Source organism: Qipengyuania nanhaisediminis (assembly GCF_900115585.1).
In the GTDB taxonomy this organism is placed as follows: domain Bacteria; phylum Pseudomonadota; class Alphaproteobacteria; order Sphingomonadales; family Sphingomonadaceae; genus Qipengyuania; species Qipengyuania nanhaisediminis.
Window position 1 is genome coordinate 25409 of sequence record NZ_FOWZ01000001.1, and the last position, 21715, is coordinate 47123.

General features: G+C 59.5%; 23 protein-coding genes and 2 tRNA genes. 3 read left to right on the forward strand and 22 right to left on the reverse strand.

The features are described 5' to 3' along the window. Positions 1-12 precede the first annotated feature (12 nt). A complete protein-coding gene (locus BM173_RS00160; protein ID WP_143089532.1) occupies positions 13-3876 on the forward strand; it encodes a hypothetical protein in 3864 nt (1287 codons plus the stop codon). Positions 3877-4220: 344 nt separating this feature from the next. On the opposite strand, the gene BM173_RS00165 is transcribed toward BM173_RS00160, so the two are convergent. The 14 genes from BM173_RS00165 to BM173_RS00235 all read right to left on the reverse strand — a co-directional run bounded on the left by BM173_RS00165 (position 4221) and on the right by BM173_RS00235 (position 15060). After that, positions 4221-4296, reverse strand: a tRNA-Thr gene (locus tag BM173_RS00165). A 177-nt stretch (positions 4297-4473) separates the two neighbouring features. Then, positions 4474-4872, reverse strand: coding sequence for a hypothetical protein (locus BM173_RS00170; RefSeq protein ID WP_090476206.1), 399 nt, complete (start codon positions 4870-4872; stop codon positions 4474-4476). Beyond that, positions 4869-5996 carry a hypothetical protein gene (locus tag BM173_RS00175; protein WP_143089533.1) on the reverse strand — a complete coding sequence of 376 codons (1128 nt, stop codon included), beginning with the start codon at positions 5994-5996 and terminating at the stop codon, positions 4869-4871. The genes BM173_RS00170 and BM173_RS00175 overlap by 4 nt, the downstream gene beginning before the upstream one ends. 152 nt (positions 5997-6148) lie before the next feature. After that, positions 6149-7363 carry a phage major capsid protein gene (locus BM173_RS00180; RefSeq protein ID WP_177201761.1) on the reverse strand — a complete coding sequence of 405 codons (1215 nt, stop codon included), beginning with the start codon at positions 7361-7363 and terminating at the stop codon, positions 6149-6151. A 718-nt stretch (positions 7364-8081) separates the two neighbouring features. Next, positions 8082-8303 carry a hypothetical protein gene (locus tag BM173_RS14665; RefSeq protein WP_143089534.1) on the reverse strand — a complete coding sequence of 74 codons (222 nt, stop codon included), beginning with the start codon at positions 8301-8303 and terminating at the stop codon, positions 8082-8084. Next, positions 8300-8560 (reverse strand): hypothetical protein, encoded by a 261-nt coding sequence (locus BM173_RS00190; RefSeq protein WP_090476216.1) that lies wholly within the window; start codon positions 8558-8560, stop codon positions 8300-8302. Before BM173_RS00190 ends, BM173_RS14665 begins: the two co-directional genes overlap by 4 nt. Next, a complete protein-coding gene (locus BM173_RS00195) occupies positions 8550-9059 on the reverse strand; it encodes a hypothetical protein (RefSeq protein ID WP_143089535.1) in 510 nt (169 codons plus the stop codon). Before BM173_RS00195 ends, BM173_RS00190 begins: the two co-directional genes overlap by 11 nt. 35 nt (positions 9060-9094) lie before the next feature. Then, positions 9095-9493: a hypothetical protein gene (locus BM173_RS00200; protein ID WP_090476221.1), complete on the reverse strand. Its 399-nt coding sequence runs from the start codon at positions 9491-9493 to the stop codon at positions 9095-9097. Between the two features lie 177 nt (positions 9494-9670). After that, positions 9671-11833 carry a DUF5906 domain-containing protein gene (locus BM173_RS00205; protein ID WP_143089536.1) on the reverse strand — a complete coding sequence of 721 codons (2163 nt, stop codon included), beginning with the start codon at positions 11831-11833 and terminating at the stop codon, positions 9671-9673. 121 nt (positions 11834-11954) lie between these two features. Further along, positions 11955-12413: a hypothetical protein gene (locus BM173_RS00210; protein ID WP_090476225.1), complete on the reverse strand. Its 459-nt coding sequence runs from the start codon at positions 12411-12413 to the stop codon at positions 11955-11957. 308 nt (positions 12414-12721) lie between these two features. Continuing rightward, positions 12722-12988 carry a helix-turn-helix transcriptional regulator gene (locus BM173_RS00220; RefSeq protein WP_090476230.1) on the reverse strand — a complete coding sequence of 89 codons (267 nt, stop codon included), beginning with the start codon at positions 12986-12988 and terminating at the stop codon, positions 12722-12724. 131 nt (positions 12989-13119) lie between these two features. Continuing rightward, a complete protein-coding gene (locus tag BM173_RS00225; protein WP_090476232.1) occupies positions 13120-13650 on the reverse strand; it encodes a hypothetical protein in 531 nt (176 codons plus the stop codon). Beyond that, a complete protein-coding gene (locus BM173_RS00230; protein ID WP_090476234.1) occupies positions 13647-14870 on the reverse strand; it encodes a tyrosine-type recombinase/integrase in 1224 nt (407 codons plus the stop codon). The genes BM173_RS00225 and BM173_RS00230 overlap by 4 nt, the downstream gene beginning before the upstream one ends. Before the next feature lie 116 nt (positions 14871-14986). Then, positions 14987-15060, reverse strand: a tRNA-Cys gene (locus BM173_RS00235). 129 nt (positions 15061-15189) lie between these two features. Between BM173_RS00235 and BM173_RS00240 the strand changes: the two genes are divergently transcribed. Continuing rightward, complete coding sequence (locus BM173_RS00240; protein WP_090476237.1) at positions 15190-15969, forward strand: acyl-CoA thioesterase; 780 nt, start codon at positions 15190-15192, stop codon at positions 15967-15969. 108 nt (positions 15970-16077) lie between these two features. Here BM173_RS00240 and BM173_RS00245 read toward each other — a convergent pair whose 3' ends face one another. From BM173_RS00245 to BM173_RS00275, 6 genes are all read right to left on the reverse strand, one after another. Continuing rightward, entirely contained in the window at positions 16078-16656 is a 579-nt protein-coding gene (locus tag BM173_RS00245) for a hypothetical protein (RefSeq protein ID WP_090476239.1), read from the reverse strand. Positions 16657-16949: 293 nt separating this feature from the next. Further along, positions 16950-17186, reverse strand: a complete 237-nt coding sequence (locus BM173_RS00255; protein ID WP_090476241.1) for a hypothetical protein — start codon at positions 17184-17186, stop codon at positions 16950-16952. Between the two features lie 238 nt (positions 17187-17424). Then, positions 17425-17820, reverse strand: a complete 396-nt coding sequence (locus BM173_RS00260) for a PRC-barrel domain-containing protein (protein ID WP_090476243.1) — start codon at positions 17818-17820, stop codon at positions 17425-17427. A 146-nt stretch (positions 17821-17966) separates the two neighbouring features. Continuing rightward, complete coding sequence (locus tag BM173_RS00265; protein WP_090476244.1) at positions 17967-18398, reverse strand: hypothetical protein; 432 nt, start codon at positions 18396-18398, stop codon at positions 17967-17969. A 130-nt stretch (positions 18399-18528) separates the two neighbouring features. Beyond that, positions 18529-19125 carry a hypothetical protein gene (locus BM173_RS00270; protein WP_143089538.1) on the reverse strand — a complete coding sequence of 199 codons (597 nt, stop codon included), beginning with the start codon at positions 19123-19125 and terminating at the stop codon, positions 18529-18531. A 91-nt stretch (positions 19126-19216) separates the two neighbouring features. Beyond that, entirely contained in the window at positions 19217-19621 is a 405-nt protein-coding gene (locus BM173_RS00275) for a nuclear transport factor 2 family protein (RefSeq protein WP_090476248.1), read from the reverse strand. Positions 19622-19686: 65 nt separating this feature from the next. Here BM173_RS00275 and BM173_RS00280 point away from each other — a divergent pair, with 65 nt between their 5' ends. Next, positions 19687-20130, forward strand: a complete 444-nt coding sequence (locus BM173_RS00280) for a MarR family winged helix-turn-helix transcriptional regulator (protein WP_090476250.1) — start codon at positions 19687-19689, stop codon at positions 20128-20130. Between the two features lie 42 nt (positions 20131-20172). Here the strand turns inward: BM173_RS00280 and BM173_RS00285 are convergent, their stop codons facing one another. Together BM173_RS00285 and BM173_RS14705 are read right to left on the reverse strand one after the other, a co-directional pair. Next, positions 20173-20970, reverse strand: coding sequence for a crotonase/enoyl-CoA hydratase family protein (locus BM173_RS00285; RefSeq protein WP_090476252.1), 798 nt, complete (start codon positions 20968-20970; stop codon positions 20173-20175). After that, positions 20945-21712, reverse strand: coding sequence for a winged helix-turn-helix domain-containing protein (locus tag BM173_RS14705; RefSeq protein WP_245755707.1), 768 nt, complete (start codon positions 21710-21712; stop codon positions 20945-20947). The genes BM173_RS00285 and BM173_RS14705 overlap by 26 nt, the downstream gene beginning before the upstream one ends. Positions 21713-21715 lie beyond the last annotated feature (3 nt).

Sequence of the window (21715 nt, forward strand, 5' to 3'; positions counted from 1 at the left end):
AAACTTCGCGCCATGGCAGAGCCGGTTTCGGCAGCGACCGGGCGCGAAATGCCGCACATCCAGTTCTTCAACGGCTCCGGCGGTGCCGGCAAATCGGTACTGCTGACGCGTGCGGAAAAGGTCATCGGGCCGAACAACGAAGTCTTTTTCGCTGGCACCCAACTGCCCGCCGCATCAGGCGATCCGGCGAACCTCTTGCAAAACGAACCTGTCTTCACGGGCTCTGCCTCGCAATGGGCAGATGCACTTGCGTGCCTGCGCGTACAATTCGCAAACGAGGCGAAGGCAAAGAATGCCAAAGAGCCCACCTTCCGCCTGTTCCGTGCGTTCCACGACCATTGCATCGACCCGCGATCCGAAAGCGAACGCTTCGTCAGCGAGTGGCGTTGGCTCGTAAGGGCAATGGCCGCCATCGGCTTTGTCGGTGGCTTGCTGGCTGCAATCGACTGGATTGTCTCGATCGACGAGGTTTCCGACAGCCTTGCGGCGGTGGTGGAGCGGATACTGCCAGGGCAGAACGGCCTGGTCCGTGGCGGGATTGGATTGTTTCTGGCAGCACTCACGTTCGCGCAGCTCTACGCAGGAGTGCTGACCAAAGGCGCTTTCAGGGTAGTGGAATTTTTCCAGGCACGGCCACTCTACAAGAAGTTTGGCGAAACGCCGCGGCAATACCGGGAGAAACTGCGCGATGAAGAAAGCTCGGCAGGCAAGGAGCTGACGCCCGACGTCCTGATCCGCGCGTTCAATTTCGACCTGGAGCGATGGCTGGCAGACCTCGACCCGGCCAAGCGGATTGCCATTGCGATCGACGTGCAGAAGATCTCCAACAATCTCTCGGTCCGGGAGGGCATCTACATTGCGCTGAACAGGCTGCTGGATCGAGACGGGGCAACAGGCGGCGACCTGCAATCGCGCTGCGTGTACATTCTCAGCAGCAAGTACGAACGAATGCGCCTGGAACGCGGTGCACATCAGTCCTCCTATTCCACAGCCCGCAAGGAGGCAACGCGGGTCGGATTCCTGGCGCCGGAAGCCGCTTGGGCCCTGGTGGGCCATTTGCTTGAATGTCAAGAAGACCAGACATCTTCGCAGCCGTTGCGTGCCGCTCTTTACCAGCTGCATTCAGAGACGGACTGGCGCGCAAAGCCAGACAAGAATACCCCGCTGGCCGAACGTCGTTTGCCCGCCTTCCTGCACGCCATGGCTTTCGGTTCGCTTGCTGCCACCGCCTTTTTCAAACTGGGAAGGACTAGTGAGGAGTGGCATCAGACCCAGGCAGAGTACGTCCGGGCAAGGGCAGAAGGGTTCATGCAACGCCACGGGCACAAGACGCCCGAAGACCTGTTGCACGCCATCAGCGATGAAAGCGATTCATTCGTGGATTGGCTGGCGCTGGATTTCTCGAAAACCGGACATGGCAATCAGGAGACGCCTTTTGAAAGGGCCTTTGGCAGCATGGACGCAGAGATGCGCCAGGCGGTTTGCCTGCTCGGCGTGTTCCCGCATGGACTTTCCAAGAACGATCTCACCAGCCTTGGCTTCGGCGATTTCGACTTGCTGTCTGAAACGCGCCGTATCGAAGTAGATCCCGCAACAAAGAGGGTAGTCGCAAAGCCGGAAGTGCGGCGAATTGTTCTTGAAGGCCTGCATTTCAAAGAAGCGCTGCCGCAGCTCGAAGCTATCTTTACGGCGTTTGAAAGAGGGCAGGAAAGTTCTGCCGACGGCTATGGCCTGAATGTGTGGGGCCACACCGTCTCGTGCCTGCTCGATAGCAGACTGACTGAGCAGCAGGTGAGCGCCAAACCATTTGTCGCTCGTATTCGAGAGATGGTCGAGAACAGGCGTGCCGATCCTCTTTCCCGCGAAAACCGGCATCTGGGCGCGCAGTTGTGCCTCGAAATCCTGATGACGTTCGTGGCAGACAGGAACAACGATAATCGCCAGGAACTGCGCGCAGAAATCCAGAAGATTGTCGATCGCTATCTTGACGAGACTCCTGAAAGCGAACGAAGCGAAGGCGTCCTGCGGATCGCCAACCGGGTGGATAAACGGCGGGGGAACCTGACGCCGATATTCGACGATACTGCCGATATGGGGGTCGAGGACGAAGACGCCCCCGAAGCCGTGGTCGATCACATCGACAACACCTTTGCTCTGGCCGGGTCACTGCAATCCTTCGCCGCTCTGCAGCAACTTGATCCCGCGACGATGGAAGACGATTTGCGGCATCGCTATTTTCGGTTGCTGCGCAAAACAGGCACTTCGCTTGCTACTCGGGAGAGCGCTCCGCTGCCTCCGGACGAGAGCCATCAGAAACTGGTGAAGCCATTGCTTGCAAGCCTGGAAGCCGGTTGCCGTTCCTATCCCAGCATGGCTGGCGACCTGGCCTTCCTGATGGTGCGGACCGTTACCGAATGGCGCGCACATCTCGACAGGCACTATGACGGCGCCGTTCTGCCGCAGGGGGAATGTGATGCCGAGATCGCGTTCGCAACGAACTGCCTTACCAATCCCGAGACACGCTTCTTTGCGCCGTTCGACAGCGACCTGTGGGGTGACTTCGGTGCCGTGCTGAGGCGCGATGCGTCCACCAAGCAACCCTGCGCCAGCGAACTGGACGATTGGTTCATGGAGCGCCGGCGCGCGTTTTTTACCGATGCCTGCGAACGCTATACCGAGGCTCGCGACCAAGATGAGCCGCGCTGGGTGCGGTTCAACCATTTGGCCGAAGCCCTGGCCGTGTCCCTGAAGCTTGTTTTTGACAGCGAAGGCCCTGGATGGCGGGTCGATCCGCGCGAGCAACACGCTTTGCGACAGGAAGCGCGCCGGGTGCGCAGTTTCTACCTGTTTTTCGTGCTGAACCAGTTGCAAAAAGTCTACAAACAGCAACCCGACCAATGCCCGGAATATCGCGAAGCGAGGCAATGCTTCGTGCAGGACGATTTCGTAGGTAGCAGCAGACATGCGGCATCCACCGCAGCCGAGCGCCTGCTGGAAGTGCTGCAATTCGCCAATCCGGCCGATGGCCGGGTGCAGACAGGATCGCTTGTCGTTGCCAGGCCGCGCCGCGCCGTTCGGCGTGACGGCCGATGGCACATTGCTTTTGAGGTTCCCAATCGCAGCCTCCGCCCGCTGGTTGACCAGAAGTATGCCCCGCCGATCGATTGGGGTCAGCGTTGGAAAAAGGCTGTCGCTGAAAGCGGAGACCGGGCCCACATTTCCGGCCCGCTCATGCTCCTCGGCCTGCGCGACGGCGATCAGCAGCAGGAATACTGGCCGGCCAGTGCGAGAGGTTTCATGTCAGTGAACTCCGCCGACAAGACCACGCGTTTCACGATCTACCATGTGCGCAAGCTGCTCGACCTTTTCATGCCATTGGGCCCCAGGATTACCGATGCTGACGATCCGCAATGGATCGGTTCGGGCGGTTCGAATTCGATCATGGTCTACGGCGGCGATGAAGGTACGCTGCGTATTGCCCGCAGCGGAAAAGGCATCCTGATCGAAATGTTCCGTGAGCTCGCCCGGTTGCGGCGGGTCGCCGTCACGGGCTGGGGCGATGCACCAAGGCCTTCGGATGAATGGTTTGAACTGGAGGCCAAGGCTAACGACTTCGTTGTGTCGTTCTACTCACGATCAGACTTGCCGCCAAAGACTCCCCGGCAGGCGATGTTCATTCCCGTTTGGGACGACGAAATCGGCAACTTCAGGATGCGCACCAACCATCCAGACCGTGCCATACCGGCCGATGATCCGCGCGCCTTGCGCACCTTCAACAGCCTGTTCAAAAAAGCATTCTTCGACGAGACGCCAATCTACGATTTCGATTTTGACTGGGCCATGCGGAAGGAAGCGGGCAGGCAATCGGCATCCTAGTGGAGGCGGGCCTGCTGCAAATCGTCCTCAGAGCCTCTCGGTTCTGAGGCTATTATCAACGCGCCCCAATGCAGGGGCTAACGTTAGCGGTGGTGAAGTTATGCTGGCACGCGCGTTTCCCCGAGATTCGTCAAATTTTTCTTCGGAGCTGAGAATTTCTTGGGTTTTCGAGTGAAAGTCGACAGTCCGCTGTCGGCCCAAGTGCAGACAGCATCTGAATTGAAAGAGTTCAGAGCGGGAATGACTCACGTCCCACAGGAAAAGATCACCCAATTGGGCCCCAAAGGCAGGCCCAGCCCAACGGGCGTTCCACAGGATGCCTGTCCTTTTGCTTTCTAAAGTGGTGGTGCCGCTTAGGTGACTCGAACACCTGACCCCATCATTACGAATGATGTGCTCTACCAACTGAGCTAAAGCGGCACATTCTCATCGAAGAGAAGTGGAGGCCCGAGCCGCCTCCGAACCTCACTGAAAACAAAGGAGAAAAAGGCACAATATCGGCGCACCATCTCTTTTGCCATCTCTCGTGAGATCGGAAGGCCCAGCGCCTTCGGAGCGGCGCTATAGGCAGGTTCAACAGAAGGGGCAAGAGCCGTCTTAGGGGTGAAGCTTCCCTCGATCCATCGCTTTGCGTTTCAGGCGCTTTCCGATCACTTTTTGCTTACTCAACGAGTGGTCACGATAGTCAGCTAGCGCGTGAGCATCGTTCTTCGGGTGCTCCTCGGTGCCCTCCACCGGGTCCGGCACAACCGACACGTCATGTTCGCCAAATTCACCAACAGAAACGCCAAACACCGCGTCCGATTTCTTACCGCTACTGACATAAAGGGCGTGGGAGGCAGCGGCGGTCGTCATGCTTGATCGATCCACCGACATTTGCCCATCGTCATTTGTCTGGGGGTAGAACCGGTTGCTCGCTGGAACGCCATCTTGCAAAAAATCAGGATGGATCTGCCGAAGAAGCACTTCGTCATTATCATTGATTGCATCAGTCATTCGGCGATGACTTTCTGATCGAACTCGACGAAGAATTTGTCATCAAGAGCTTGGAATTCGATGGGTTCAAAATCCTCATCATCAGCGAGTGAAATGCCATACATCTCCACTACGCCATTCGGGAAAAATACGACTGAGAGGTCCCACCTGTCGGTCTCGAATTCCAAGAGAACTCCACCGCCCTCGCCGGGGAAGAACTGATAAGCACTGCTCAAGCCGGGACGCCGCACAAGGAACTTGTTAGCCAGTTCGATTGCTTCATGAGCGATAGGCGCAACTGCTCCATCAGCGATGGCTTCACCCTTCGCTAGCAGATCATTCAGTCTGTTTCGACAAACTGCCAATGCGTCACTCACCTGCTCATCGATCACCGTTAGGTCGTAGACTTCAACCACGCCCTTAAACGTATCGTTGTGATCGAGTTCAATCCTCAAATCGAATTGAACATCATACTCTAAATTCCCGTCAAACTCCTCCACAACCGCCTGTGGGTCGAGTTGAATGACGATGTCACCGTATTCAAACGTGCTTATGGTTACGAAACCGTTAGCGTCATTCTTAACAAGCGCGCCAATGCCTTCGATCCGCACTTCATACGTTTCGCGAGCATCAGTAATCAGCTTCCGCCTTCGTCCGAAATCCAGATAGATGACATTGCCGGCTTCATCTTCGGAGCCGACAAACTCTATCCGCTCTTCGTCTTTCAAGCCTGAACCAAGCCTGTTCAGAGCGCGAATTTGATCTGCGGACAAAGCTTGGCCGACATTTTCGACCTCCGCTTCCGCAACAAGGGTGACTAGCTTCTGGTAGCCCTCCTCTAGAACTTCGCCTAGTTCACCATCGAAGCCGGGAAGTAACTGCTGCTGCTCCTCGGTAGCGCGCCACTCGATCTGTGGGATCGCGCTACCATCTTCGATCGAAAGTAGATCGAAGGTAAGGCTGTTATCAAAGCCCTTCGGCACACGTTTGCGATCCGGGTGCCGCTCCTTCCACGCAGATTTAGCGAAAGCCACCACAAGGTCCCGAAAGGCAGGAAGATCAATCAGAACTTCGACCGGCAAACGCCCACCGTTGAAACGCTGCCCAACATATCGAAGTCTGAAATCTTTGGTCTGGTCGGCCACTTGTCCCTCTCGCAGGGTTGTTAGGGGCCGAGATTCTTGAGAGCAAGAACTATGTTGCGAGGAGATAAGCAGGCTGGAAGGAGCAAAGAAGCCCCGCCAGTAGGAGATTACCGGCGGGGCTTCGATTTGTGCTCCTGCACGATCCTAGGCGCTTAGACCGGGATGCGGAGAAGCCGGATAGCGTTCGGATCAAGAACACCCCCACCCGCGCGTTTCGTCGCGTAGAAGTGGACATAGGGCTTGTTGGTGAAGGGATCGCGCAGCAGCCGCAGCGAACTGTAGCGGTCATTCACCAGATACCCGGCCCGGAAATCTCCGAAAGCGATGGCGATATTGCCAGCGGTCGGCCCCGGCATACCTTCATCGATTTCGACCGGACGGCCCAGCAGCGTGGCCGGCTGACCAACGATAAGGCTCTCACGCCAGATCAGGTTGCCGTCAGCGTCCTTGAGACGGGTGAGCGCCGCAGCCGTGAGGCTCGACATGACCCAGGTGGCGTTCTGACGATAGGGAGCGCCCAAGCCATACATGAAGTCGATAAGAGCATCGACCGCAATGGCTTCATCGACCACCGTGAGGTTGCCGCCGGGGTGCGTCCCATCATTTGCCCCGCCAGTAATGTAGGTCAGCAAGCCGGAGGGCTTGTTCACCCCATCGCCGGAAAGGAAGGCGATGTTTTCCTGTCGGTTGAATTCGACCCGGAGCGCATCGACCAGCCACTTCCCGATGTCGATTGCAGCATCATCGAGAATGCGCTGCGTCGCCGCCGGGTTGGCGTAGATTTCGCCCGAAGCAAAGGTGATCGAAGCGAACTGCGGGGTAGTCGTTTGAGGACGTGCTGCAGTCTCGCCCACCCAGCCCGAAGCAGGATTGCCGATTTCCCAAAGCGTGCTGAACGCGCCGACCGATGTAGTGACGACTTTCGCCAGCTTTCGCATGGGCGAGGTCGAAACCTGTTCCTTGCTGATCTGACGGTCCCACTCGACCGGGGCAAGATAGCCGCCATTCGTGTCGGAGCCGACTGACAGGGCCGCTTGGATCGCCGCCCGGTCGCCCGCACCCTGAAGCTCGGAAAGCTTGCCTTCGCCATCGCCCTTTCGAATGAAGCTAGCGAAAGTCTTGGTGTAATCCGCATCGACCGCGATCATGGATCCACCGGAAGGCTTAATGCCCCCGTCAATTTGGCCCTGCATCGCGTTCATAGCAGTGGTCAGGTTATCGACGTGCTCGCGAACATCGCTGATGTTGTCGTCATGCCGCTGACGAAGGTCGCCAATCGCACCGTTGATCTGCGCGAAAAGCTGTTGAGGGGTTTCCTCAGCGCGAACCGCGCCACGCAGGGCGCGAGGTAGGTTGAAATTTTGCATCGGTAGCTCCGAAAACGAATGTGGTGAAGGGATCGAGGCCGGATGCCTCAACCCGTTTTCGGCAGCGTCAAAAGTCATGCCTGACCTACTGCGCGTCCCGGCAGCGTCGGAGCTTGCCGTTCGGAGCCTTCGATCTAGGGTGAAGGTCTATTGAGGATGCTTCAAAGGAAAGGCCGCTTACGAGAAAATTTTCCGAAAAGCGGACATTCTGCTAGCGACCCGATTGCGGACGTTAAAGTTGGGCGACTATAGTACATTCAACAAAAGGGGGAGTAGGTATGAGGCCAGCTGCAATCGAATGGTTCGAAAAGATTGCCATAGCGACAATCCTATTGGGCTTTGTGAACTTGGGGCTTACATGGCCAGAGGTAACCCAAGGCGGCACACAGACAGCCTACGTCGTAACCATAGCTGTAGTGATCAGCGGCGCAATGCTCGCTCTCGCACTCTTGATTTCTCGCGGTCGCAACAGTGTGGCGAAATGGATTTTTGCTATCTTCGCAGCCTCAGCCTTGTTCTCGCTGTTTTGGTCCGGTGTCTCCTTCGAACCTGTGGGAATTGTCTCAGTCATACGCGATCTAGCCACCGTGATCGCAGCCGCGCTCCTCTTTACTCCAAGCGTGAGAAAATGGTTCAATGACAGGGGTGTGGCCAATCAAGCGCCTACCATGACGCGATAATTGAATGCTGTTGGCTCGTGACCGCTTTCCACCCAGAATCAGACATTTTGACTACCAATCGCTATGATCGGAAGCTGACGTAGAGCTTGCGCTGCTTTTCGCCGCTGTGACCGCGTAAGGCCGGACGGCCGCAAAGCTTCCTCGATTGCCTGTCGCGACATCGGCGCGCTCATTTCGTCCAGCAGTTCGAGAACCCGAATTTTGACCCGGCGGCTTTCACCCTCAAGCCGGTCACCAATCGAGAGGTTTGGACCGCTCATTGGATCGTCTCCGCGACAAAGGCCTGACCGGCTTCGATCACATCGAGCGCAGCCCGGAGCCAACCGATGCCCGCATCCTTGTCGCCGGACATGAGGATGGTCGAAGCGTCCAGCGCGCCATAGAGCGCCGCGATAGCCACATCTTCGTTGTCTGCGCCCGGTTCGATCCGGCACTTCTCGGCAAGGGAGAGGTGCAGGCCGTGGATCATGGCGATTACCTCTCCGCGCGTGGCGAGGGTTTCGGGTTCAATAATCATCGTGCGGCTCCTGTGGCTTTGGGAAGTTGATAAGGTTGCTGTCGTAGTTTGCGCGGTCGGCTTCATTGGCCTTGTTGTGCGCGCGGCGGACAGCGGCTTTCTGATTGCTCCCGCCTTCCAAGGCGCGGGTGTGGATGCCGAGAGAGCGCCGCATCGAAAGGATCGAATTGTGCAGCCCGGTCGTCACTTTGACGCGGGGGTTCGGGTAAGCGTTGCCGTGGCTGTTCACGAGCACGGAGCCTTCCCGCACGATGGCCTTCTGTTCGTTGTCGAGGGCAATCAGATTGCGGGCGAGCGAGACAAGCAAACGGATGCGGTGACTGGTCAGTTCGCTCTTGCTGTGTTCTTCGCAAAGCTCGACGAATACGCGCCGCTCGGCGGCGGTCAGGGTCAGACCAACGGGCAAGGTGATTTTCTTCCCACCGGCCACCATCGCGGCAGCAACTCCGGCTTGACTATCCACGCGCGTGCGACGGGGCTTTTTGGGTTTATCGGTCATGGTCATCTCCTCAAAATTCGTGATGTTTCTGCACCTTAGTTAGTTTCTTCGACAGAGCCGCCGGTCTGAGGGTGGGTCGTGCTCAGGCTTTTCTGACCCCCCTCCCGGTCACCGTGCTGGCGCACCCGATACTTGCGAGCGAGGGGGTTCCAGATCAGGTCCGGGTGGCGGGCTGCGGCCTGACGCAGATTGCGGGGAAGCTCGCGGGCAAAAGCTCGAACCGCCTCCTCCTTCACCTCATCGCCTCGCAGTCGATGCCACGGCTTCTCCCACCCTGCTGGATCGAGGGGGATGGAGGGGCCAAGGCCTTTCCAATCCCGCACTGTCATGCCGGGATGGCGGCGCAGGAAGACTTCTAGATCGGAGCGATCCGGCTCACCCCTGCCCGCAATGAGGGAAGCGATATGCTCCTCAAAATCAGCAATGTCGTTCATGGAATGTTCCACATCTCTTTCCTCTGTTTCGGGGGCGTTCCCCGTTCCCCGTTTGGGGGGGCGTTTCTAATTAGCTCGGCTCTATCCCCTTCTCCCTTCTCTCCCGTTCTCCTCGCGTAAATTATTTCGGGGGGTATATCGGGGAACGGGGAACGCCTTCGTGGTAGTCGTTTCCCTCTACATTGGAGGCTCGAAACCCAGCTCCTTCAGTGTCTTAAGTCGATCCTCCAATTGGCCCCACGTCGCCCCCGGCTCCGGCACGAAGTTGAACACAACCGTCGCCTTCTCTCCGCGCCGCCCTCCGATCTTGGGCCGCGCATCGCCTTTCCAGATGGTCAGTCCCTCGACAGCCTCCAGTTCATCGATAATCAGGCGCTCTTTTTCGAGGTTCGCATGGCCCAGATCGATGCCGCGTTTCCCTGCGATCCAAGCGCGAATTTCGCTCACGCGGCAGACCGATGGATCCATGTCCGCGAACTCCTCACCGAAGTCCCGCGCGAACAATCGTCCCTCCGACTTGTTCTCAGCGACAATCGCTCGCTTCGCAGCGGTGGCCGGGGGACGCTCGCCTTTCTTCACGGCATGGTCGCGAGCAAATTCCTCGGCCCACGCGCGAATGATCCCTAGCCCCCCGGCGTTGAGCCATGCGTAGAGGTCGCGCCACTCGGCCCGGTCACGTAGCTCCTCCGACACCGTAGGCACGAGCCAGCGACGATCTTCATCGGGCAGGAACAGCGCCTTCCTTGAGTTCGAACACGCGGCGATCACCGACCAATTCTTGATCCGGTATGGTCGAACGTGCTTCTCGTTGATCTCAATTTCATCGTCAGTGATGAAGTTCTTGAGGTGGTCGTAAACCTTCGCATTCCCGTTCGTGTAAATCTCGTTGACGAATACCAGGAGCCGCCCGTTCGCCCACGAATTGAACTGGCTCTCGAATGCATTCTGGCCGGGGAAGGCTACGTTGCTCTCGCCCAACAGGCCGGAGAGGATCACGCCCAAGGTCGATTTACCCACGCCCTGCGTCTTGGAAATCAGAAGCAGTGAATAGTGCATCCGAATGTCCCGGCGCGCGATCAGCGTGGCTATCCAGCGCATGACCTCGAACCGCTCAGCCTCGATAGGGAACAGGTGCTCTAGGTAAGCGAAAAACGGTGCAGGATCGCCAGCGGTCGCAGCGATGGGGGAAGGCTCATAGGCGTTCCAAACCATCCTCCCGCCATCGGTTAGCGGCCCCGGAGGCCGGTCAGGGCTATATACCCTCGCCTCGCAAACGCACTGCGGCTGCTGCGTGATAAGGCTATAGGTGTCGGGTGTGTCGGAGCGCGGCCTGACGCTATCGTTGAACGGCTTCTTGTCCATCGCGCGGGCGGGATGCGATCGATGGAACACTTGCTGCGTCTCGGTCACGACCGCGATGCTTTCAATGAACGCTTTTCGGAGAACCGGAACGGAGCGCATCCGCCCTTCCCGGTCTGGCATTCGAACTAGGTCAGTCGCCCGGTCATAGGGGTGAAGGCAATCCGCATAGGACGGGCCGATGTAGTTGCCCGTTTCATCCACTAGGCTGGGTGGTGTCGGATCGCCGCAATCGAAGCGCGCCGGGTGATCTTCCCCGAAGCGGAGCATGAAGGTTGGGCAGGTGAAGAAGCGCGAGGCTTGAGCCGCGACGCGCACCCCGCCCCCATCATTATCCGCGACCACGATCACCGTGCTCCAGCCCATCTTTGCGAGGCCTTCCCAATCGGATCGATTGAGCGCCCAGATGCCGCCGATCCAGCCGATGTGGTGGCCGTATCGCATCTCCTCGAACCACGGGAACGTATCCGAAGGGATCGCGCCCGCAATCATGCGCTGCATCCGCTTTGCGGCCTTCGCGCCTTCGTGGATGTAGAGAACTGCTTTGTCCTTCGCGCCGGGAACGCCCCAAAACGGCATGACCTCCGGCTCCATCTTGCGCCAACGGCCATCGGACCAGCGGGTCCAAGGGATGAAGCCCTTGCCGCCGTCCTTCGTTTCGTAACGCTGATGAACCATCACAATCTCGCCTTTGAGGTTGTGACAGATGAAGGTGTTCGGATCGGACATGACGACACCGGGCGGATTATCCGGGAGCGCCAGCATCGCGGTAGGCTTCGGCAGGTTCGCTTCGGCAAGCGCCTCGGTAATCTGCTCGGCCAGCTTTTCCTCCGGCGCTTCGGCCATGCCCCAAGCGGAGATGCCCTTGGCCGAGAACTTGTAGCCGCCGACCGGCTTGGGATAGCCATCCTCTTCACGCGAGATGGACGCGCTTCCTAGGTTCGTGACCTCCGCCCCCTCGTCTCGAAGGAACTTGAGCAAGACGGAGGGCAACAGCCCGTTGTCGCTCGTTTCCTTCTGAATCGGATCGGCCGCAAAAGGGGGCTGGCTTCGGTGAGCTGCGCCCTCTGGCCCCTCCCCCCGGTCAGGGGGCGTTTCACTCTTACTCGCCATCATCCGGCTCCCCCACGACTGCCGCGGCATCCTCGATCATGCGAGCAATCCGCGCCCGGAGGTTGCGAACGTCGATGATGATGGCTTCCCGGATCATCGATCCCGAACAGTAGCCGGTGGTCAGGTCGAACTCGTCAAAGTTGACCGCGAACCGATTGCCGTTGTCGAGCGTCACCAGTGCGAGGCGTTCGGCTTCCGGGTTGGCGACAATGCCTCGATGAAGCCGGGTGGCCCGGTCGCCAGCGAGGCGAACGGAATAGCCCTCAGCCTTCAACGCTTGCTGGTGTTCGAGAGCGATAAGTTCTTTCGGACCGTAGCGAAGTTGGCCAGCAAACGGCTCCGGGCGAAAGCCCCCGGCTGCGGCCTGATCGCTTTCGGCCTGACGGTCGAATGAGGGGTGGCCCTGCTTCACGATATTGCAGGCGGCTTTGCGATAGAATTGGGTCATATTTCGCTCCTTTCGAGCGTCCTTATTTTGCCTAAGCACTTCAATTCGAAGCACTAATTCCGAAGAATTTTTGCCTAGGCTCTCGGCCCGACTTTCGGATTGGTGAGGTCGCGCACCGGGAGGCGGAATTGCTGCGCCCATGCGAGCATCTGTCCCCAAGCGGCGCTCTTGCATGAGTAAGACTGCGGCTCCCCGGCCCCGGCTAGGCGAGGCTCGATAGCAACCACGTAAAAGACACCATCCCGGCTGATTTGGCAGAAGGGGCCATCGTATCGAGGCTCCGGCGGCTCCTCATCGCGCCACATGAATTACGATCCGGGGCGCGAGGTCAGATAGGCGGAGGTTTGATACTGGTCGTTGTCGGCGCATGGCGAGATGCCGCGCGGTCGATTGGCGAACCAGTCCTCAACCTCGTCCAAGAACCAGCCCACCGATCTGCCGGTCAGCTTGATCGCTGTAGGAAAGCCTTCATGCTCCATCGCTCGATATATCGAGGCCTTGGACATGGACTTGTTTTCGATGATCCACTGTAGTTTGACTACGCGCCTACCGGGCGACGCTACTACTTCACTCATGCTAAATCTCCGGGCGTTTCGGTAAACCTTTCGAACACCCGTAAGATCGCCCGGAAGTCCGGGGCGGTCGATGCACTCTAACCCCGATGTTCGAGCCGTTCGGCCTCAGGAACTCCGGGTTATCGATCCCGCTACTTGGCTTTGAAAATGTAGCCTTCGAGAGTGATGACTTGGCCTTCGGATAGGCCGTGCCGCACTTGGAGGATTTCAGAGCGGCTAGGCCTGCTTGCCCGGCGGACGCTGCCGAAGAAGCGATCAAACAGCTTCGTCAATTTAGCGTTCTCGATGATGGCAGCAGCAACCTTCGGATCGGCTTTAGTCCCTGGCTTGTTTGGGGGATCGCTAGGCTCGGCATCGTCGCCATACCGCTGCCGCTTGAACTCCTCCCACGTCATGAAGGGCAGATCGGCTCGCAAGGCTTCGAAGGTTGGCTTGTCCAGCAAGTCGCGCAGCCAATAGACCTCAGGCCTATCAACGTCGGAAGCTCCAATCGCCTCCCCACTATCCAGCCGGTCACGCTCTAGCATCTCGCAACACCACCAAATAAAGTGGCGGCGATCGGCCTCGCTTTCTGGGTTCCACTTCGGAAGGGGGGCTTCGACCGGCGCGGGGCCGTATGCGTCGTCATCGATCTCACCGGGCTTGTAGATGCGACCGGTCATTTTGCGCCGCCTTCGGCTGCGTTCGCAGCAACCCGCTTCCCGTCGCAAAAGTCTGCCCAATCCTGCATCAGCGGGCGGCGCTTCTTGAGCATATCGGTGCGGCGATAAGCTGCCCGCGTCTTGTTGCTGTCTCGGTGCGATTGCGCCTTGCCAGCGAGGTCATCGTGATAGTCGGTTTCATCGTTCACCCAATCGCGAAAGGTGGAACGGAAACCGTGAGTGGTAATATCCGTGCGACCCATGCGAATGCGGAGCCGCCGGAGGTCATCAGCGATATGTCCAGCAGCGGACATATCCGAATGGAAGACGTGGGGGTTGCTTTCGTCACGAAGCTCCCAAAGGTTCTGAAGGAGCGTGACCGCTTGTCGGCTGAGGGCAACTCGGTGATCCTGCTTCTTCTTCATGCGCGCGCCGGGGATCACCCAAAGTGCGTCGTCCAAGTCGAACTCCTCCCACCTGGCCCCGGTCGCTTCGGCTGTGCGACCCGATGTCAGGATAAGAAGCTCTTGCGCTCTCGCCTGCATCCCTTCCTCCGCCCGAAGCTCTCGCATGAAGGAAGCGAGGTCTTCATGAGGCAGGGCGGCATGGTGCTTTTCCTCCTTCTCAACCTTCGGGAGTAGGTGTTCAAGGTTGCCCTTTAACCTCGCCGGATTATCCCCTGCCCGCAGCTTGAGCACGGTGGCTAGATCAAGGATGCGCTCGATCCGATTTTGCACCCGCGAGGCCATATCTGGCTTCTCGATCCATATTGGTTGAATCGCATCGCGGACGTGCTCCGGCGTAACGGAAGCGACGTGCATCTCACCGAGTATAGGGTAAGCATATCGCGTGAGAGAGTTGCGCCATTGCGGCTCTTGCTTCTCGCTTTTCCAGCCCTCCTTGAACCGCTCGATTGCCTCCTCTGCGACCTCACGAAAGGTCGTTATCTTGCGAGGTTTGTGCATCTGTTTCTCGGCAAGAGGATCAATCCCGCTAATGAGCAACTTGCGGTTCTCAAACGCCTTGTCGCGGGCTTCGACCAGATCGACCTCCGGCCACGGACCAAGTCCCATGCAATGGCGCTTGCCTCCGAAGGTATAGCGAAACTCCCACCGCTTGCGCCCGGTCTTGCTAGACGCGATCCAGAGGTTGCCCCCATCCCCTTTCACCGTCCCGTTCGGAAGCGCCTTGATGAGGCTTTTAGTGAGCCGATTTCCCGTTCCAGCCATCTCTTTTACCATCTCTTTTTGTCAAGGCAACTCGACTTTTCTAGAGATTTTCCGAAACGATGGAAACAAGAAAAACCCCGCAAGCTCTAGGCTTACGGGGTTTTCGGAGACTTTCGGAAACGAAAATCTGGAGGCCCGAGCCGGAATCGAACCGGCGTGCAAGGATTTGCAGTCCTCTGCGTAACCACTCCGCCATCGGGCCTCGCCCGACCTCTCGGAACGGGAAGCGGCCCACTAGCGATTCTGCGCTGGCATTGCAATCGCCTTTGCTCGACCTGCCTTCCGTAACGTCAGTCTGGACGAAGGCGCGACCAGCGGCAATGAAGCGTGCATGAGCATTGCCAGCCTGATCGATCCGATCACTCCCGATGGCGGTCACACCCGCTTCGACAACCTCGACCACTGGTTGCAGGGACGGACGCTGTATGGCGGCGCCTCGGCGCTGATCGCCTATACGGCCGCAGTCCGCGCCTTTCCCGACCTGCCCCCCTTGCGCGCCGCACAGGTGGCCTTCGTCGCCCCGACCGCGCCTGAGGCCGAATTGCGCCGCGAGATCGTGCGCCAGGGCCGCAATGTCGCGCAGGTACGCAGCGAAATCTGGTGCGAGGGCAAGTGCACGCTCACCGCCTTCTGGCTCTTCGGCACTTCGCGAGAGGCGAATGCGACCCACCCGGCCGCACCGATTGCCGACTGGCCCGGACCGCCCGAGGAAGCGGAGACCGCGATGAAGGGCAAGGGCCCCGCTTTCATCCAGCACAATTTCGAAATCCGCCGCGCGCAGGACATTCGCGGGCCCGGCGATCCGGTCGTGCGCCGCTGGGCGCGGCTGGAGGACCGCGAGGGCCTCGATCCAGTCAGCGAGCTTATCCTGCTCGGCGATGTCATGCCGCCGGGTGCCATGCGCGCCATGAAGCGCCAAGGCCCGATCAGTTCGATCAACTGGTCCTTCAACCTGCTGGAGCCTGCGCCGACGACGCGCGATGGCTGGTGGCTGTCCGAAAACGCCAGCCAGCACGCGGACGACGGCTATTCGTCGGAACGGCTGCGCCTGTGGAATGCGGACGGCAAGCAGGTGCTCGACGGAATGCAGAGCGTCGCCATTTTCGGGTGACGAAGGCGACAGTGTGTCGCCTTCGGTTTTGCACCTCAAGGCACTGAAAACAGAGCGATAATCCGATGCAGGACAGGGTGACACCCGCGCGCCCCGTTTTCACTCGCCTCATTCGGCGCCTGCCTCCCCATCCTCCTCATACCGCAGCTCAAGTTCCGCATCGGCGTCCTCGAGCCAGCTTTCCGGCCCATGCTCGACCCGGTCGGCAAGCTCACGCACTTCGTCGGGTTCGTAGGCATAGGCGGGATGGTCGGCCCACTCCGGCCGGCGCACGAAGTGGGACCGCATGGCGAGCAGCCCCAGCGTTAGCCGTTCGTCGGAACGGCGCGACGTGCCGATCAGTTCACCCTTGTGGTAGTGCGGCACTTCCACGCCGTTCAGCGCGCGGTCGAGCGCGGCTTCGGCAAGCACGTCGAAACGCTGGACGAAGGCGGCTTCCCACCCCTTGTCGAACGGCTGTCCGCGCAGGCGCGCCCGTAGCTTGTAGGCGGACTGGCGGCTCATCCCGACCGCCTGCGCGGCGGCAGTGACATTATGCGTTGCCGCCAGTTCGCGCAGGAACGCCGCCTGCCGCGCGGACGTCCAGCCGTCGTGGCGCTGGGTCTCGATGACAGGGGTGGAGTGTCCGGGCGCGGCGAAGGCTTTGCCTGCCGGCACGAGCGATGCGATGGGCTGATGCTTGTTCATTCACCAGGATAAGGCAAATTCCGCGCGAGTAGGAAAGGCCGTTTACCTCAAGGTTCAATATCCGCCCGGTGGGTCGCTGGCAGGAAAGCTCTCATCCAGATCCTCGTCTGTCTCCGTCCATTCCCTGCGAGGTTTGTCCCTCATGGCCTGAGGTCCGGCATCGCGGACATCGGTATGACTGGCGTGGGGTTGGTCTTTATCGAACGCAGCATTTCGCGGGGGCGACTTGTTCCTGCGCGCGTAGGTTATGGCAGCGGCACCCGCGACCAGTACGAAGATTGCGAGTTTGAACATCAGCGCTCTCGAGCAATTGGCTCGGTTTCCAGGATGTGCCAGACGCCAGCGCGATCCCGCTGGACTTCACCGAGATATTCCCGGCCGCGATAGCGTTCGCGCCACAGCTTTACCGGGAACGGCGTCTCTCTTTCTTCGAGATAACTCAATGCGTGTGTCGGATTGTCGCCTTCGATCGTCACCGTATCGATAGCTTCGCCATCGAGGTTCTGAAATTCGAGTATGAGACAAGGCATGGGGCCTCCAGTCGGGGCCAAGCTCATGAAAATGAGTGCACAGTAAAGCGGGTGAAGTGAAGCTTGGTCCGCCTGTTTGTATCACCCGCGAGATCTCATTGTACCATCATGGAGCGAGAGAGGCTAATTCCGGTCTGCTTGCCGCTCCGCAGTGGCCATGATCCCGGCCTTTAATCACTGAAATTGATAGGGATTTGGACCGAAACGGGCGGCACTCGCCGCCCGTTAGGAATCACGCTCAGTATGGGACGCCATAGTAACTGCGGACACCGACCGCATAGTCGGCACCGAATTGCGGCGGCTGTTCACCATCGTAGGATGGCGCGTCCTTCAGGCGGTCCTTGTCGATATCGACAACATAACCGCGCAAATGGACGTTGTAGTCTAAGCGGTCCCAGGGAATGGGGTAATGGTTCTTCCCAAGACCCAGAATGCCGCCGAAGCTAAGCACGGCGTACTCCACGCGGCCGGTTCGTTTGCCGACCATGAAGTTCTCGATCTGCCCCAGCTTTTCGCCATCCTTGTTGTAGACTGTCGTGCCTTCAACCTTGTCGGATGCGATAAGGGCGGCCGTCTCGTCGTGCTCGACGTCGCCGTCGGTCGGACGTTCGAGTGTTGTGGTTTGATGGTTCATGGCTTTCTCCTTCCTAGGAGTCTGCTGGTTTGGGGGTTAAGGCGTGCTGTCATTTTCTGGGCACTGCCTCAGCCAACCAACGGTGCGAGAAAGCCGATGTTCCGAAACTCTTGCAATCCGAAAAGCTCGATGAAGCTGATCGCCGCCTACAATGCTCTGTCCTGGGTTGCGGCCTGCTCATCTATGATGCGCGATATGGATTCCTTGCTAAAGAAGGGCAGAAACTGAAGAAGATGGCCGCTCGGTGAGAGGGTATCCGCTTCCGTTTTCCTGGCTCTCGCCGAACCATCGCGGTCGTAGATTTCAAGGAAGTGCCGACAATAGAGCGATATGTATCTGCCATTGTCATCGCGCCTCGTTTCCAGAGCCTTCATGGTCTGTGAGAGTTTAAGGCGTGCGTCATCGCCGCGACCTTCCATCATCAGAATGCGAGCGTCGAATGCATCCGCGAACTCGGGCTGTGCTCGCAATCGCGCTTGGGCTGTCTGGAACTCCTTTCTCGCCCTCGACGCGTTTCCCCTCTTCGCGAAGAAGAGCGCGCGCAAAAGGGAGAGATAGCCGACTGCATTTCTTAACATGCGGACGGCTTATAACCCCATCGGCTGTGCCAGCAATCGCGCCGCAGGATTCTTCCGCTTGAGGTCCGCTATCGGATCGCGAGCCGCCCGTCCGTCCACCCCGGCGAACGGACGGGCTTCGCTTGCGGGCTCAATGATCGTCGAAGTGGACGATGCCGAGGTTGTTGCAATCGAGGTCCGGGTTCCACTGCGCGTACATGCCGCTCGGATTGCTTTCGTACAGCCAGATATGCAGGTCGTAATGCGGCATGAAGCCATGGGCTTCGTCCTGCGGTGTTGCCGGATCGTCGGCCATGTAGTCGTATTCGCGGCCGCGGAATTTCGGCGCCTGCTTGGTTTCGGCATGCCATGCCTCGGCAAAAACCAGCAGTTCGATGCCGACCAGCTTTTCGCCGCCGTGGCCATCTGGTGCGTAAAGGAGGATCGGCGGAGGATTGACCCCGGTGTAGGTGCCGGTTCCGTTCACGCGCCCATCCACGGGCGGGGTCAGGCCGAGAAGGTCGGGGCGGACATAGTGGAAGCCCATCGCGCCCAGCGTCGGATGCACTTCGCAGGCAGAGGTTTTGATGTACCCCTGGTCCATGGCGTATTCGACGCTCTTGTAGGGCTCTAGCTGCCGGGCCAGTTGCTGGAGAGACTGGTCGGGCTGGTCGCGCGGCACTTCGGCAAGGGCGTTGGTCGCAAGGGCGACGGACATCAGGGCGCATAGCTTGAGTGATTTGGTCATTTCGTTCTTCCCATTTGTGGTCAGGTTGCGCGCCCGTTCTTCTCTGGTCTTGTTCTCCGATTTGCGTTGATGCGACTGGCAGCTTCGGCGGTTATTCGGCCGATCGCACCTGCCAGTTCTCGTGGACGATCTCCCGCGATATGAGGCCATCGCGCATGTGGAACACGTGGACGAGCCGCAGAGCGACGGGACTGCCGATGGACACCGGTGCCCCGTCCATCCCTTCGCCTGCAAGCGTGAAGTAGACGAGCATGTCGTCGACCACGCGATCTTCGGTGGCGAACCGTTCGAAAGGGATCAGTTCGACGTCCTCGATCGCTTCGAACATGCGGCGATAATTCGCCTCGATCGCGGCCTTCCCTTCGAAGCGCAGCCCGCGCGTGGGGAATTCCTGTACGATGTCGTCGGTATAGAGCGACAGGATCGCCGCCGGGTCGCGCGCCTCGTTCTCGATATGCGCCGCCACCGTTGCGAGGTTCTGTTCGATCGTCGCCATGCCCTATCCCCAGTTTGTTGCCGGAGATAATAGACAGAATGTCTGTCTAATGGCAAGTGCGGCATATGAGTGATGCCTTGGACCCCCGCATTGGTCGCCTGCTCAGCCAGTCATACGGCCTCTGGCAAAGGCTGACCTATGCCGATCTCGCGGACCGGGGTTTTCCGGAAGTCAGGCCTTCGCACTCCCCGGTTTTCCGACACATCGACGAAGGCGGCACGCGGATCGTCGACCTTGCGGAGCGTGCCGGGATCACCAAGCAGAGCATGACCTATCTGGTCCGCCAGCTCGAGGATAAGGGCCTGGCGGAAATCCGCGAGGATCCGGCAGACGGGCGCGCGCGATTGGTCGCCCTCACCGATCGGGGCCAGGCGGCATCACAGGCGCTGGTAGAATCGAGCCTCGCTCTCGAAACCCGGTTCGCCAGCGAGTTGGGAAACGCAAAGCTGGAAAGCCTGCGCACAGTGCTGGCAGAATTGCAGGGCTGGAATTTCGGCGAAGAGGACTGACGCGGGACGCCGAACCGTCATGGGCGCGCTAGCCCGCCCGTCTCACACGTCGGTGAATTTCGCGGGGCGCTTCTGCATCCCCGCCATGACCGCCTCGACCTGGTTGGGCTTGCGCATGATAGCGGCCTGCTCGACGCTTTCTTCCATCAGGATGTCGTCGCCCGGTTTTTCCAGCATGGCTTCGGACAGGCGCTTGGCGCCGCGGATGGCCTCGGGATTGCGATTGGCAATTTCGTTGGCGATGTCGTTCGCCTTGCCGAGCGGATCTTCGCTGACGAAGGTGGCGAGGCCGTAACCTTGCGCCTCTTCACCGGTGAACTCGCGGTTGGTGTAGACCAGTTCGCGCAAGACATCGTCGCGCACAAGACCGCGCCACAGATGGTATCCGCCCATGTCGGGCACGAGGCCCCATTTCATTTCCATGATCGCCATGCGGCTGGCAGGATGGACGACGCGGATGTCCGCCCCGCTCGCGATCTGCATGCCGCCGCCGAAGCAGACGCCGTGCACGGCCGCGATGACCGGCACCGGGCACTTGCGCCAGGTCATGGCGACTTCCTGGAAGGTGTTTGCATTGCCATGCGTGCGCTCGGTCAGGGGCTTGCGCTCTCCATCGGGCGCAGCGGTGAAGCTCGACACGTCGAGACCTGCGCAAAAGCTGCGGCCTTCGCCTGCCAGAACGACAGCGCGCAGGCCCTTCATCGCGCGCAATTCTTCGCCCGCGGCGATGATCGCTTCGAACATCGCCGGGTCCAGTGCATTCATCTTGTCCGGACGGTTCAGGCGGACCTGGGCAACGCCGTTATCGGCGAGTTCAATCGTTACGCGTTCGCTGGACATGACACTCCACAAGGTCTGGCTGGCTGGAGCGGCGACCTTGCGACATGGTGGGTGCGGTGTCCAGCATGGACCTGCGCTCGCGGGCGAAAGCGGGGAAGGTGGAGCGCGCTTCGGTGCAGATGAAGTAGCCCCCGTCGGGATGGGTCTGGACCAGCCAGCCGAGGCCCGAGACGGCCAGCTTGGCCCTGAGGCGTGACACATGCACCTCTAGCGAGTTGGTTTCGGGTTCGTGGCGCAGGCGCCAGACGTCCTTGAGCAAGGCCGGCTTGTCGACCCTTTGTCCTGGATCGGCGGCCAGCCGCCACATCAGCGCGAATTCGCGCGGGTGCAGCCCGATCCAGCGGCCGTCGACATAGGCATCGCGATAGAACAGGTCGAGCCGGACGGCGCCGATGATGCGGTGTTGCGGGATCATCTCTCCCAGCCCTTCGAGCTTGAGCATGCGCGCGCCGAGTTCGACCATTGCGACCTGGCTCGACAGGGCGTCTGCAAAGCCTTGCTCGAGGAGGCTCGCGCGGGTGTCGGCATCGTCGGCCCCGACGATGACGGCGCATTTCCGGTCCGCGACGAATTTCCAGTCGGGGCAACGCCCCCCGATTCGCCAGTCGATCAGCAGCGGTTGTCCCGCGATCGTGTCGTCTGCCCTGAACGCAGGCGTCATTCGCCAGTCGAGCAGGCGCAAGTCCCACCTGCCGGGCGGACTGGTAGACATGGACAGCCAGATGAAATTGGGTTGCGACACGGC